Annotated in this window: 11 protein-coding genes; 4 read left to right on the top strand and 7 right to left on the bottom strand. The window is 65.9% G+C overall.

Annotated elements, in window-relative coordinates; all coding sequences use genetic code 11:
* Window positions 1–232: 232 nt before the first annotated feature.
* Genes JYK05_RS02480 through hmgA form a run of 3 tightly spaced genes read right to left on the bottom strand, consistent with a single transcriptional unit; the run spans window position 233 to window position 4,207 of the window.
* Complete coding sequence (locus JYK05_RS02480) at window positions 233–1,570, bottom strand: MFS transporter (RefSeq protein WP_206467666.1); 1,338 nt, start codon at window positions 1,568–1,570, stop codon at window positions 233–235.
* Between the two features lie 10 nt (window positions 1,571–1,580).
* A complete protein-coding gene (gene fahA / locus JYK05_RS02475; RefSeq protein ID WP_206467665.1) occupies window positions 1,581–2,873 on the bottom strand; it encodes a fumarylacetoacetase in 1,293 nt (430 codons plus the stop codon).
* Window positions 2,870–4,207 (bottom strand): homogentisate 1,2-dioxygenase, encoded by a 1,338-nt coding sequence (hmgA, locus tag JYK05_RS02470; protein ID WP_206467664.1) that lies wholly within the window; start codon window positions 4,205–4,207, stop codon window positions 2,870–2,872. The genes fahA and hmgA overlap by 4 nt, the downstream gene beginning before the upstream one ends.
* A gap of 190 nt (window positions 4,208–4,397) precedes the next feature.
* Here hmgA and JYK05_RS02465 point away from each other — a divergent pair, with 190 nt between their 5' ends.
* Window positions 4,398–5,225: an EAL domain-containing protein gene (locus tag JYK05_RS02465; protein ID WP_206467663.1), complete on the top strand. Its 828-nt coding sequence runs from the start codon at window positions 4,398–4,400 to the stop codon at window positions 5,223–5,225.
* Between the two features lie 15 nt (window positions 5,226–5,240).
* On the opposite strand, the gene JYK05_RS02460 is transcribed toward JYK05_RS02465, so the two are convergent.
* On the bottom strand, window positions 5,241–6,785 hold the full coding sequence (locus tag JYK05_RS02460) for an FGGY-family carbohydrate kinase (RefSeq protein WP_206467662.1): 1,545 nt from the start codon (window positions 6,783–6,785) through the stop codon (window positions 5,241–5,243).
* A 331-nt stretch (window positions 6,786–7,116) separates the two neighbouring features.
* Between JYK05_RS02460 and dalD the strand changes: the two genes are divergently transcribed.
* The 3 genes from dalD to JYK05_RS02445 all read left to right on the top strand — a co-directional run bounded on the left by dalD (window position 7,117) and on the right by JYK05_RS02445 (window position 11,134).
* Window positions 7,117–8,517 (top strand): D-arabinitol 4-dehydrogenase, encoded by a 1,401-nt coding sequence (dalD, locus tag JYK05_RS02455; RefSeq protein WP_206467661.1) that lies wholly within the window; start codon window positions 7,117–7,119, stop codon window positions 8,515–8,517.
* Between the two features lie 116 nt (window positions 8,518–8,633).
* Window positions 8,634–10,115 (top strand): xylulokinase, encoded by a 1,482-nt coding sequence (gene xylB / locus JYK05_RS02450; RefSeq protein ID WP_206467660.1) that lies wholly within the window; start codon window positions 8,634–8,636, stop codon window positions 10,113–10,115.
* Window positions 10,116–10,186: 71 nt separating this feature from the next.
* Window positions 10,187–11,134 carry a sugar-binding transcriptional regulator gene (locus JYK05_RS02445; RefSeq protein ID WP_206467659.1) on the top strand — a complete coding sequence of 316 codons (948 nt, stop codon included), beginning with the start codon at window positions 10,187–10,189 and terminating at the stop codon, window positions 11,132–11,134.
* Window positions 11,135–11,138: 4 nt separating this feature from the next.
* Here JYK05_RS02445 and JYK05_RS02440 read toward each other — a convergent pair whose 3' ends face one another.
* From JYK05_RS02440 to JYK05_RS02430, 3 genes are all read right to left on the bottom strand, one after another.
* Window positions 11,139–12,002, bottom strand: a complete 864-nt coding sequence (locus tag JYK05_RS02440) for an MOSC domain-containing protein (RefSeq protein ID WP_206467658.1) — start codon at window positions 12,000–12,002, stop codon at window positions 11,139–11,141.
* Between the two features lie 78 nt (window positions 12,003–12,080).
* Window positions 12,081–13,235, bottom strand: coding sequence for an ABC transporter ATP-binding protein (locus tag JYK05_RS02435; protein WP_206467657.1), 1,155 nt, complete (start codon window positions 13,233–13,235; stop codon window positions 12,081–12,083).
* A 62-nt stretch (window positions 13,236–13,297) separates the two neighbouring features.
* The gene (locus JYK05_RS02430) at window positions 13,298–13,966 is read right to left on the bottom strand and encodes an HAD family phosphatase (protein ID WP_206468184.1); all 669 of its coding nucleotides are present in this window, start codon (window positions 13,964–13,966) and stop codon (window positions 13,298–13,300) included.
* Window positions 13,967–13,968 lie beyond the last annotated feature (2 nt).

Below are 13,968 nucleotides of genomic sequence, written 5' to 3'. Positions count from 1 at the left end.
TTCACTTTCCGGAAAGACCGATGTTGAATTGGCGACTCAATGCATCGCGTTCATGCGCTCTTGCTTGCGCATGTTTCGCGTTGAATCACGGCATGGCATTGATATGACGCAGCCGGGTCTGGCGCCCGGCTGTCAAGATGGCTTTATTGTTGGCTACCGACCGTGCGTTTTCAAGCACGAATCGGCGTATCTCTGGGCTGTCTTTTTCGATTGATGGAATAGCGCTTCGGGTTCAGGCTGCCGTCACCACTCCACGCTTTTCTCTGCGCACCGCGGCCAGCGCCACCACCAGCAGCGCCGAACAAAACACCGGCACGGCCGCCGCGTGAAACAGTTCGACGTTGCTCCATCCGAGCGCGATCATCTGCCCGCCGACGAGCGGCCCGATCACAGATCCCACGCGCCCGATGCCCAGACTCCAGCCGATGCCGGTGGAACGCAGCGTCGTCGGATAGTAATGGCCGGCGAGCGCGTTGACGGCAGGCTGGCCGCCGACGATGCAAAAGCCCGCGGCGAACACGGCCACGAAGAGCCACATCTGAACGTGCGCGACGCCGCCGATCACCCCAACGCAAACCGCGCCGACACCGAAGCACCCGAGCAGCACGCGCACGAAGCCGAAGCGCTCGATGAACCAGCCGAGCAGCAAGGTCCCGAGCACGCCGCCCGTTTGCAACAGCGTGCCGACGAGCACCGCCATGCCGGGCGAATACCCCGCATCGCGCATGACGGTCGGCAGCCAGTTAGACAGGAAGTACAGGTCGATCAGGTTCATAAAGCTGATCGCCCACAAAATCAGCGTAACGGGCGTGCGCCCCGCGCGGAAGAGCTCGGCCACCGGCGCGCCTTCGCCGCCCTTTTCTCGCACGATAAGGCGCGTCGTGGAATCGATGCGCAGCGACGGATCGAACTTCGCGAGCCACGCGCGCGCCCGGGCTTCATGCCCCTTCAGCACGAGAAACTGCAGCGATTCGGGCAGCCCGACGAACATGGCGAGCGCGAGCACGATCGGCACCGCGCCGCCGACCCAGAAGACCGAGCGCCAGCCGAGCGACGGAATCAGCGCCGCGCTCAGGAAACCGCCGAGCGCCGCGCCGAGCGTGAAGCCGCAGGAGACCAGCATCATGCGCTTGACGCGGTGCTGAGTGCTGGAGAATTCGCCGACCAGCGCCATCGCGTTCGGCATGATGCAGCCGAGCCCGAGGCCGGTCACGAAGCGCAGCGCGGTCAGCACCGGCAGGCTGTGCGTGAAGGCGGTCGCGATCATCGTGAGTCCGAAGAACAGCGTCGCGCCGATCAGCACCGGCCTGCGCCCGATGCGGTCGGCCAGCACGGACAGGCCGAGCGCGCCGAGCAGCATGCCGAAGAGGCTCGCGCTGAACACCGGCCCGAGCGCGGACTTCGGCACGCCCCATTCGGCGATGACGGCCGGCGCGACGTAGCCCATCGCCTGCGCGTCGAAGCCGTCGATCACGAGGCACAGCCCGCACAGCGCGAGCAGCATGAAGTGAAACGCGGGCCGGTGCGCATCGCCGAGCGCGCGCTCGACGTCGATTGTCGTCTTTGTCATGTTCTATGCCTCACGTCAAGGAACGCGCCGGGAGGATGCGCCCCACGCAGTCGCCGAAGCCCACGCGATAACCGTCGCCCTGACACCAGCCGCGTAGCGTGATCTCATCGCCGTCCTGAAGGAACGCGCGCTCGCCGCCTTCTTCCAGTCGCACGGGTCGCTGGCCATTCCATGTCGCTTCCAAAAGGCTGCCGCACGAGTCGGGCGTCGGCCCGCTGATCGTGCCGGAGCCCAAGAGGTCGCCCACGCGCGTGTTGCAGCCTGACACCGTGTGGTGCGCCAACTGCTGCGCCATCGACCAGTACATCAGCCTGAAGTTGGTGCGCGAGATCGTCGTCGCGGTGGCCGCGCCTTCGGGCCGCAGGTCAACGGACAGCTCGATATCGAAAGCGTGATCGCCCGCGTGTCGCAGATACGCGAGCGGCTCCGGCTCCTGCGCGGGCGTCGCGGTGCGGAACGGTTCGAGCGCATCGAGCGTGACGATCCACGGCGAGATGGTCGTCGCGAAGGTCTTCGAGTTGAACGGGCCGAGCGGCACGTATTCCCATTGCTGAATGTCGCGCGCGCTCCAGTCGTTGAGCAGCACCATGCCGAAGATATGCGCCTCGGCTTCTTCGCACGCAATCGGTTCGCCGAGCGCATTGCCTTGCCCGACGATAAAGCCCGTCTCCAGTTCGATATCCAGCTTGCGGCATGCGCCGAAAATCGGGCGCGGCTCGTCCGGCAGCTTTAACTGGCCGTTGGGCCGGCGCACCGGCGTGCCGCTCACGACGACCGACGACGCGCGTCCGTTATAGGCGATCGGCATTTCGGACCAGTTCGGCAGGAGCGCGTTCTTCGGATCGCGGAACATGGAGCCGACGTTCGTCGCGTGCTCCTTCGACGAATAGAAGTCCGCATAGCCGGGAATCTCGACCGGCAGATGCATCGTCGCGGTCTCGCGCGGCACGAGCGCGCGGCGGCGCAGCGCGGCATCGTCGCGCAGCGTCGGCGTATCGCGTGCGAGCAAGACGGAGAGCGCGACACGCACCGCGCGCCACGACTCGCGTCCCTGCGCGATGAACGCGTTCAGGCGCGGCTCGCTGAATGTGCCGTCAGCGTCGATCAGCCGCGCGTCTTCCAGCGCCGCCAGATCCACGATCCAGTCGCCGATCGCCACGCCCGCGCGCGGCCGCTCGTTCACCGCGTCGCTGAAGACGCCGAACGGCAGGTTCTGAATCGGAAAGTCACTTCTGGGATCGTTCGCGGATTCGATCCAGCTTTTCAGCGTCGGGGCGAGCGTCGCCTTGAGCGCATCGTTCATCGTTGCTCCGGGTTGAAGTGTTTCTTGAGGCCCTGCCAGCACTCGTAGTAATGCGCCTGCAACTGCGCGGTCTTCAGCGCGAACTGCGTGGGCTTGATGAGCGTGCGCGTTTCGAACATGAAGGCCATCGTGTCGCCGACTTTCGCGGGCTTCGACGTATCGCTCGCGGATGCCTTCTCGAACGTATCCGCGTCCGGCCCGTGACCCGACATGCAGTTGTGCAGGCTCGCGCCGCCGGGCACGAAGCCTTCCGCCTTCGCGTCGTACACGCCGTGCACGAGGCCCATGAATTCGCTCGCGACATTGCGGTGAAACCACGGCGGCCGGAACGTGTCCTCGGCGGCGAGCCAGCGCACCGGAAAAATCACGAAGTCGATGGAATCGACGCCCGGCGTGTCGCTCGGCGATTGCAGCACGAGAAAGATGGACGGATCGGGATGATCGAAGCTGATCGAGCCGATGGTGTTGAAGTGCCGCAGATCGTACTTGTACGGCGCGTAGTTGCCGTGCCACGCGACCACATCCAGCGGCGAATGGCCGATGTCCGCGCGCCACAGCACGCCGTTCAGCTTCGCGACGAGTTCGAAGTCGCCCTCGCGGTCCTCGTAGGCGGCATGCGGCGTGAGAAAGTCGCGCGGATTCGCAAGACCGTTGGAGCCGATCGGCCCGAGATCCGGCAGTTGCAGCAACGCGCCGAAGTTCTCGCAGATGTAGCCGCGCGCTTCGCCGTCGGGCAGCGTGACGGCAAAGCGCACGCCGCGCGGAATCACCGCGATCTCGAACGGCGCGATATCGAGGCGGCCGAGTTCCGTCGCAATCGAAAGCCGCCCTTGCTGCGGAACGATCAGCAGTTCGCCGTCCGCGTTGTAGAAGAAGCGGTCGCTCATCGGGCGGTTGGCCGCGTACAGATGAATCGCGCAGCCGGTCATCGACTCGGCCGCGCCGTTGCCGGCCATCGTCACCCAGCCGTCGATGAAATCCGTCGGCGCGTCGGGCATCGGCAGCGGGTCCCAGCGCAATTGATTGGGCGGCGTCGGCGGAACGTCGGCGAAATTGGCGACGAGCCGCGCCCGCAACGCATCCCCCATCACGCGCGTGAACGGCTTGTGAACCGCCGCCGGCCGGATGCGATACAGCCACGAGCGCCGGTTGTGCGCGCGCGGCGCGGTGAATGCCGTGCCCGACAACTGCTCGGCGTAGAGACCGTACGCCGCGCGCTGCGGCGAGTTACGACCGATAGGCAGCGCGCCGGGCAGCGCCTCGGTGGCGAAGTCGTTCACGAAGCCGGACTGATAGTGCCGGCTCGCGTCGGTGTGCGTGTCGAACGGGGGCATCGTCGGATCTCCTCGACAAGGTTTTACGAATGTTAAACGGATTACGTTTAGTGAAATAGCTCGTATACCCTGATTCGATGCGACCCGGCGGCATATCAATATGTCAGTTCGGTGCAAGCGGCCATCGCGCGCGCTGATACCATCCAAATAATCACAAGCGTCCGGTCGGCCCGCACCCGAACCCACATCCATGATCTCCCCGTCCCTGCCGGAACTCGTCGCCCGCGCCGCCGAACATCCGTTTCTCGGCGCGCATATCGTGCTGGACGGCGACGGACAGGCGCGGCAGGCCATCGCGCGCTACGGCGAACTGACGGTGGCGAGCGCGTACGAACCGATCTTCGATGTCGGCACACACAGCTTTCCGCAAACGCTGTCCGCGTCGGCCGAAAGCGCGCAACGCTTCGGCGACGAACTCGGTTTGCAGGCGCTGACGTTGATCGAAGGCGACATACCGCGCGATCCGTTCGCGCACCTCGAAGACGACAACGAGCTCGTCACGCTGGACCGGCTGTCCCGCGCGCTGCATGCGTTCAATTTCTTCGGTCCGCAGCGGCCGGGCTTGCTGTTCCTGCGCGTGCACGAGCGGCTGCTCAAAAGCGTGAAGTACGACCACGGGCTGGTCTTCTCGTCCGTGCTGCGCAAGTTCGGCATGAATCCGGCGCGCGTCGTGATCGAGCTGCCCGCGGCGGCGGTCGCGCACAAGACGTTTCTCGGCTATCTGACCAAGAGCTATCAGCGCTACGGATTCAAGGTGGCGGGCAATCTGCCCAATGCCGGGCAGATCATGGCGGTATCGGAGATGGCGCGGCTCGATTTCATCAAGATGGATGCGGGGGCCGCGTTGCGCGATTCGGTCGTGAAGCATCTCGTCGCGTATGCGCACCGGCTGAAGATTCCGCTCATCTTCTCGAACGTGTCCGACGAAGCGCAGTTCGACGCGCTTCAACAGTTCGATGTCCACTTCGTGCAGGGACCGGTGTTCGACGCGCATCCGACGCAGATGCGCGAGCCGTGAACGTGAAGGCCGGCGTCAGGCGTCGCGCAGCCGATGCATTGCGTCCTTGAGCGCCGGATAAAGGTCGAGGTACACGCCGAACCGCGCGTCGTACACGCGTTGTCGCGCGGCATCGGGCGTCGCGCGCTCGACGAGCGTGACCCAGCCGCCCTCCGCCGTTTCGCGCGAAATCAGCCCCGCGCCGAGCGCCGCGAGCAGCGCCGCGCCCATCGCGGCTTCCACTTCCTGTTCGATCGACAAGACCGGAAAGCCCGTCACGTCCGCGATGATCTGCATCCATAGATCCGAATGCGCCGCGCCGCCGACGACGATCAGCCGGTCATCCAGCGACTGCGCGCCGCGCCGCCCCGCCTCCATGTTGTGCCTGAGCGCGAACGCGACGCCTTCCAGCACCGCGCGATACAGCGTGGCGCGCGTATGAAAGAGATTCAGGCCGACGAACGTGCCGCTCGCATGCGCGTCCCACACGGGACTGCGCTCGCCCATCAGATACGGAAGGAACACGACGCCGTCCGCGCCCGCCGCCACGTTCGCTGCTGCTTCCTCCAGCAGCCGATGCGGGTCGCCGTGCGGCGTCGCTTTCGCGGCTTCGATCTCCGCCTGACAGAACTGGTCGCGATACCACGCCACACACGCGCCCGCCGTGCTCGCGCCGCCGAACACGTAGAGATCGCGCTTGCCGTTGTAGACGTGCGGCATCGAAACGAGGCCGTGCCGCGCATCGACGCTCTGGTTGACGTAGCCCCAGCACATGCTCGTGCCGATCATCGCGACGTGATGGCCCGCCTGCGTGACGCCCGCGGCGAATGTCGCGACGGCCGCATCGACGCCGCCCGCGACGACCGGCGTGTTCGCGGCGAGCCCGAGCTTCTCGGCCCATTGCGGCAACAGGCCGCCGACCACCTCCGACGATTCGACGAGACGCTCGGGCATCATCGAAACAGGAATGCCGAGCATCTCCAGTGCTTCATGCGACCACGCGCGCGCGTTGACGTCGTACACGCCGCCGAGATTGCCCGCCGAACTGTGATCGACGGCGAGCTCGCCCGTGAGCCGCTGGATCACGAAGGCGTTGGGCGGCAGCAGATAGCGCGTCTTCTGCCAGACATCGGGCTTGTGCTCGCGCAGCCACAGCATCTTCGTGAAGCCGTAATAGCTGTCCACGCCGTTGCCGGTGATCGCTTCGAGGCGCGGCACGTCCACTTGCTCGCGCACCCACTTCACGTCGGCGGTGGCGCGGCGATCCATCCAGATGAGGCACGGATGAAGCGCCTCCATGTGCTCACCCACCGGAATGCCCGAGCCGCCGTACAGACTGCTCACGCACAGCGCCTTGATCTGCCCCGCGTCGATGCCCTGCGCCTTCGTCTTCTCGACGCATCCGGCGATGCACTCGGTCACCGCATCGAACCAGACGGACGGCCATTGCTCGGCCCAGAGCGGCTTGGGCGTATCCGGATGATAGGCGCTCGAATGCTGCGCGACGATCGCGCCTTCCGTATCCACGACGAGCGCCTTCGTGCTCTGCGTGCCGATGTCGATGCCGATCACATAGTCCATGTCCGTGTCTCGCGTTATGGTTGTGCTTGCCGCTGCCGCTGCCGTTGGTTTCGTCAAAGCCGCATGCACCTTCCGTCAATGCGAGCCGCGTTGACTATCCGGGTATGTCCCAATCCGTGTGCCCGCGTTCGATGCTGCATTGCAACGCGCCCCGCGAAGCTCGCGTGCAAGGCGTAGCGCGGCGATTCGCGCCGCACCGCAGCGACGACGCGCCCGCCGCGCGCCTTGACTTTCAACCGGCCGAATACGATCATTCGACCACCCATCGAGCAAATGCTCACGAACCGTCCGCGCAGAACGGGCGCATCAGCCAATCAGAGGAAGACAAGACATGAGCAGCGTATCCAGCGAAGGCACGGCGAGCGCGAACGTGATCCTGCATATCGGCGCGGGGTCGTTTCATCGCGCGCATCAGGCGTGGTATCTGCACAAGCTGATCGAATCGGGCGATGCGCAGTGGTCGCTCGCCGTCGGCAACATTCGCGGCGACATGAACGCCGTGCTCGACGCGCTCGCCGCGCAACACGGCGAATACACGCTGGAGACGGTCACGCCGCAGGGCAAGCGCGAGTACGAAGTCGTGCGCTCCATCAAAAAGGTCGTGCCGTGGTCGGCTGATCTCGGCGAACTGATCGCGACCGGCGCGGCGCCCGCGTGCAAGATCGTCTCGTTCACCGTAACCGAAGGCGGCTATTACCTCGACGAGCACGACAAGCTCGACACCGCCAACCCCGATCTCGCCGCCGACCTCAACGGCGCGAAAACGACCATCTACGGCGCGCTCGCGGCGATTCTCGAAGCCCGCATGCAGAACAATGCGGGCAAGGTCTCGCTGCAAAACTGCGACAACCTGCGCAGCAACGGCGACCGCTTCAAGGCCGGCATGCTCGAATTCCTGCAACGGCGCGGACAGACGGCGCTGCGCGACTGGATGATCGCGAACACGTCGTGTCCGAACGCGATGGTCGACCGCATCACGCCGCGCCCGACGCCCGATGTCGCCGAGCGCGTGAAAGCGGCCACCGGCTTCGACGACCGCGCGCCGGTGATGGGCGAGAAGTTCATCCAGTGGGTCATCGAAGACAACTTCTGCGCGGGACGTCCGGCGTGGGAGAAGGTCGGCGCGGAGATGGTCTCGTCGGTGCATCCGTATGAAGAGGCGAAGATCCGCATTCTGAACGCGAGCCATAGCTGCATCGCGTGGGCGGGCACGCTCGTCGGCCTGCAATACATTCACGAAGGCACGCAGGACATGGAGATTCGCGCGCTCGCCGAAGCCTATGTCACCGAAGACGTGATTCCGAGCCTCACGCCGAGCCCGATCGACCTCGCGAAGTATCGCGACGTGGTGCTCGACCGCTTCAGCAATCCGTATATCAAGGACACGAACCAGCGCGTCGCGGCCGACGGCTTCTCGAAGCTGCCGGGCTTCATCGCGCCGACGCTCTCGGAATGCTTCGCGCGCGGCATCGATCCGAACGCGACGGCCATGCTGCCCGCGCTCTTTTTCCGCTTCCTCGAACGCTGGCACGAAGGCAAGCTGCCGTACACGTATCAGGACGGCGTGATGGACCCGGCCGTCGCGCACGGCTTCTTCACGGCAGCCGATCCGATCAAGGCGTTCACCGGCGACAAGCTGCTCTGGGGCAGCATGGCGCAGAGCGAAAGCCTCGAACGCGTGATGCGCGCGGCCATCGCGCGCGTCGATGCATGGCTCGCGAACCGTCCATAAGTTCATCCGCAAGCACCTGAAGCTCCGGTATTGTGCTCATGGCGCGCAGCCGCGCCGGGCGGTAAATTCCACGTTTTCGCCGGACATGCGCTCCGGCAACGACCAAGGGCTCGTTCATGTACTTAGGCATCGACCTCGGCACCTCCGAAGTGAAAGTGCTGCTGCTCGCGAGCGACGGCAGCGTCATCGGCACGGCGGGCACGCCGTTCACCGTCTCGCGTCCGAAGCCGCGCTGGTCGGAACAGAATCCGCTCGACTGGTGGGAAGGCACGCGCGCCGCGCTCGTCCAGTTGCGCGAGAAGTTTCCGTCGGAGTTCGCGCAAGTTCGCGGCATCGGCCTGTCCGGTCAGATGCACGGCGCGGTGCTGCTCGATTCGAGCGATCGCGTGCTGCGTCCCGCGATTCTCTGGAACGACATGCGCAGCGACAAGGAATGCGCCGAGTTGTACGAACGCGCGCCGAACCTGCATGAAATCGCCGGCAATCTCGCGATGCCCGGCTTCACCGCGCCGAAGCTGCTGTGGGTCGCGCACAACGAACCCGCCATCTTCCATCAGACGGCGTGCGTGCTGTTGCCGAAGGACTATCTGCGCATGCATCTGACGGGCACGAAGGTGTCCGATCCATCGGATGCCGCCGGCACGCTCTGGCTCGATGTCGCGCGCCGCGACTGGTCCGACGAGCTGCTCGCCGCGTGCGGCATGTCGCGTCAGCAGATGCCGTCGCTCGCGGAAGGCAGCGAGCCGTCGGGCACGCTGCGGCCCGAGCTTGCGGCCGAACTCGGCTTGCGCGATGACGTCGTCGTGGCGGCAGGCGGCGGCGACAACGCGGCGAGCGCGGTCGGCATCGGCGCGACCGAACCGGGCGATGGCTTCCTGTCGCTCGGCACGTCCGGCGTGCTGTGCGTGGTCGGCGACCGCTTCCGGCCGAATCCGGCGTCCGCCGTGCACGCGTTCTGCCACGCGATTCCGGACCGCTGGCATCAGATGAGTGTGGTGTTGTCGGCGGCGAGTTGCCTGCGCTGGGTATGCAAGCTGACGTCAACCGACGAGCCCACGCTGCTCGCCGAAGTCGAGGCCTTGCCTCCCGACGCGCTCGCGACCGCCCCGCTCTTTCTGCCGTATCTCAGCGGCGAACGCACGCCGCACAACGACCCGTACGCGCAAGGCGTGTTCTTCGGCATGACGCACGCAACGGACCGCGCGCTGCTCGGCTATTCGGTGCTCGAAGGCGTGACGCTCGCGCTCACGGACGGGCTCGATGCACTGCAATCGGCGGGCACGCAGACGCGCGCATTGTCGATGCTCGGCGGCGGCGCGAGAAGCGCATACTGGGGCCAAATGTTCGCCGATGCCTTCGATACCCCGACGCGCACGCACGGCGGCGGCGAAACCGGCGCGGCGCTGGGCGCGGCGCGCCTCGGCTGGCTGGCGGCGGGCGGCGATCCGTCGGTCGTGCTCGCGAAACCGGCGGTGAAGCAGGAGTTCACGCCGAACGGCGAACGGCATCAGGCCTTGCGACAGCGGCTGAAGAGCTTCCGGGAGCTGTATCAGCACGTGCGGCCGCTGTTCGATCCGGCGCGCCCTCGCCTGGCGTAGCTGACGCACGGCAACCGCCACGCCGCGCACTGACGAACCAGCGAAATCGCGAAGGAAAAGAAAAGATCTCAGTGCCTAAATCAACCGAAAAACTCGACCTGGCGACCCGCGCGGCGTGGCTGTACTACGTCGCCGGCAACACGCAGAACGAGATCGCAGAAAAGCTCCAGATCTCGCGTCCCGTGGCGCAGCGGCTCGTCGCGTTCGCGGTGGAGAAGAACCTGATCCGCGTGCGGGTGGATCACCGCATCGCGGATTGCCTGTCGCTCGCAAAGCAACTGTGCGACCGCTATGGCCTCGCGATGTGCGAAGTCGTGCCCATCGACGGCGATTCGAAAGAACAAGTCGACCGCAAGCTCGCCGTCGCGGGCGCGCAGGTGATGGAGCGCTATCTGGTCGATGAGAAGCCGATCGTCGTGTCGATCGGCAGCGGGCGCACGCTGAAGGCGGTCGTCGAGCAGATCGGACAGATCGACCGCCCGCAGCATCGTTTCGTGTCGATGGTCGGCGCGATCGCGCAGGACGGATCGTCGAACCGCTACGACGTCGCGCAGCAGCTATCGGAGAAGACCGGCGGCAAGCACTTCATGCTGCCCGCGCCGCTCATGGCCGACAACGAAGCCGAGCGCGCGCAATGGGTCAATCACCGGCTGTACCGTATCGTCGATGAACTCGCGCAGAAAGCGGACGTGGCGTTCGTCGGCATCGGCAATGTGGGCGTCAATTGCCCGCTGCATCAGGACGGCTTCATCACGCGCGCCGAAGTGGACGAGATGATGAAGGCCGGCGCGATCGCGGAATGGCTCGGCTTGCCGATCGACGTGAACGGCAAGCGCGTGCAGTCGAAGACCGGCGCGCGCGTCACGAGCCTGAAGCTCGACGCGCCGCCGAAGCGGCCGACCATCGGCTTCGCGGGCGGCGAGCGCAAGCGCGAAGCGTTGATCGCGGCGCTCAAAGGCCAGTGGCTGTCGGGACTCGTGACCGACGAGCTGTGCGCGAAAGCCGCGCTCGACGCCTGAGCCTTTAGAACGCGACCTGCGCGTCAACGGCCTGCCCGGTTTCGAGCATCGCGCCTTCGCCTTCCACCACCACCGCGTTCTTGCCGAACGTGAGCTTGCCGTCGTGCTGCGCGCTTGCGCGATACGTGGTCATGGTGTCGAGCGGTTCGTGCGGCCAATCCGGATTCGGCGCGCCGGTCGACTGATCGATGGTCGGCACCGGGCAGCGCGTGCAGAGCTTCACGAGCCGCAGTTGCACGTCGCGGCCGTCCGCGCGAATCAGCATGTCTTCGACGAAATCTTCCTCATAGGCATCCAGCCCGCCGATCACGAGATTCGGGCGGAAACGGTTCGCGGCAATGGCGGGCGCGCCCTTCTGCGCGAGCCGTGCGTTGAGATCATCGAGCGATGCCTGGCCGAGCAGGAGCAGCGGAAAACCATCGGCGAAACGCGTGTGGGTGGTGAGCGGCGCGGTCCACTTTTGATCGACGTTGCGCCGCGCCTGCGGTGCGAAGCGCGCGAGGCGCGTCGGCATGCCGAGCAATTCGCTGAACCACTGCGCGGTCTGCGCGCCGGTGTCCAGCGCATCGACGGTGTCGCGCCAGACGGTGGCGCGCATCGGTTCGGCGTTCGACAGAGCGGCAGCATCCAGCGGCGTGCGCAGCGTCGGCATGCCGGGGGCGTCGATGACGAGATCGCCACCATCGAACGCGGTGCGGATCAGCGCCATGCGCGGATGCGTGCGCTGCGTCAGCATGCCGCCCGACGCGTCGGTGACCATCCAGTTGCGGTCGTATTCGAGACCGGTTTCCCGCAGCATCGCGCGTTGCAGCGCGATGCCGGCGCAGGACTTGATCGGATAAACGTAGAGCTCGTTCAGAACGTGCATGGCGCGTGTCAGTGCGGTGGCGGGAGGAGCCGCATTATCGCCTGCCGACACGCGAAGAAACTACGCGTCGCGTCAGGCCTACGCGCTTTGCACGCGCGGCATCTTCACCTCGGGATGCTCCGCGAGATACGCCTGCACCGCATTGCGCGCGAATGCCTGCCCTGCTGCGTCGAACATATGGCAGTGGTCCGGCTCCGCGCCGAGCTTCAGCTTCTGGCCGCGCGCGTGCTTTTCCAGCGGCGGAATTCGCGAGATGAGGCCATCGGGCGCCACTGATGTTTCCGCATAGAGATAAGCGGCATCGCCGAGTGTTTCGACGGTCATCGTGCTCGCGGACACGCCGTAGTCGCTCGTGGCGGGCATCGGCTGCAAGTGCTCCGGACGAATGCCGACGGTCACCGCATCGCCCGGTTTCGCGTTGCCCGGCAGCACGCCGACCAATTGCGTCTCGCCGGTTTCGTACCTGACGAGCACGCCGTCGCTCTGAACCTGCGCGACCGTGCCCGACAGGAAGTTCATTTTCGGCGAACCGATGAAACCCGCGACGAACTTGTTCGCCGGCGCGTGATACAGCGTGTTCGGCGTGCCGACCTGCTCGACGTTGCCCGCCGACAGCACGACGATCTTGTCCGCGAGCGTCATCGCTTCGACCTGATCGTGCGTCACGTAGATCATCGTCGTCTTGAGATCATCGTGAAGGCGCGCGAATTCGAGGCGCATCTTTACGCGCAGCGCGGCGTCGAGATTCGAGAGCGGCTCGTCGAAGAGAAAGACTTTCGGCTTGCGCGTGATCGCGCGGCCGATCGCCACGCGCTGGCGCTGACCGCCGGACAGTTGCTTCGGCTTGCGGTCGAGCAGATGGTCGATATGCAGAATCTTCGCGGCCTGCTTCACGGCTGCGTCGATGGCGGGCTTCTTCTCGCCCGCGAGCTTCAGGCCGAAAGCCATGTTGTCGTACAGCGTCATGTGCGGATAGAGCGCGTACGACTGAAACACCATCGCGATGCCGCGCTTCGCGGGCGGCAGGTCGTTCACGCGCGCGCCGTCGATCATCAGGTCGCCGCCGCTGATGTCTTCGAGACCCGCGATCATGCGCATGAGCGTGGACTTGCCGCAGCCCGACGGCCCCACGAACACGACGAACTCGCCGTCTTCGATATCGAGGTTGACGCTGCGCATCACCTCCGTGTCTTCATAACGCTTGTTGATGTTGCGTAACGTCAGGCTAGCCATGATGTGTCTCCTGTCGGCCTTGCTTTCGCCGAGTCATGTGCGGCGCACGGTCGCCGTGCGCGCTAATTCGTTTCGAACGACGCGTGTTGCAGCCAGCGATCGACGAGCGCGGGCAGGCGCGCCATGTCGTCGAACACGATCGCCGCGCCCGCGCGCCCGAGCGTGTCCACCTGGCCTTCGCTCGCGTGCCCGCCGCCGATGAAACCGAGCACCGGCATGCCCGCCGCCCGCGCCGCCGTGACGCCGGTCACGCTGTCTTCGACGACGAGGCACATCGACGGCTCGACGTTCATTGCGCGCGCCGCCGCCAGATAGACGTCCGGCGCGGGCTTCGGATTGGCGACCATGTCCGCGCAGAAGCGCCGCTCGCCGAAGAAGCGCACGAGGCCGGTGCGTTGCAGCGCGGTATCCACGTACGACGAGAAGCTGTTGCTCGCGCAGGCTTTCGTGAGCGGCACGGCGGCCAGCGCCTCGGCGATGCCCGCGACGGGCGGCGCCTGCACCGCCGCTGCCTCGACCGAACGCCGGATCGCGACAACCTGCTCGGGCGTCAGCGTGCGGTTGACGCTGTCCGCGGCGCTCGCGAGCACGGCTTCGATGCGCAGCCCAAGCAGCGGCAGCACCACCGGCTCGACATCGACGCCCGGCCACAGCGCCTGCAATTCGGTGACGAGCATGCGCGCCGCCACGGCTTCGCTGTCGATCAAGACGCCGTCGCAATCGCAGATCATCA

The sequence above is a fragment of the Caballeronia sp. M1242 genome (assembly GCF_017220215.1).
In the GTDB taxonomy this organism is placed as follows: Bacteria; Pseudomonadota; Gammaproteobacteria; order Burkholderiales; family Burkholderiaceae; genus Caballeronia.
Note: the sequence above shows the minus strand (reverse complement) of the source record. Positions and strands in the feature narration are given on the sequence as shown.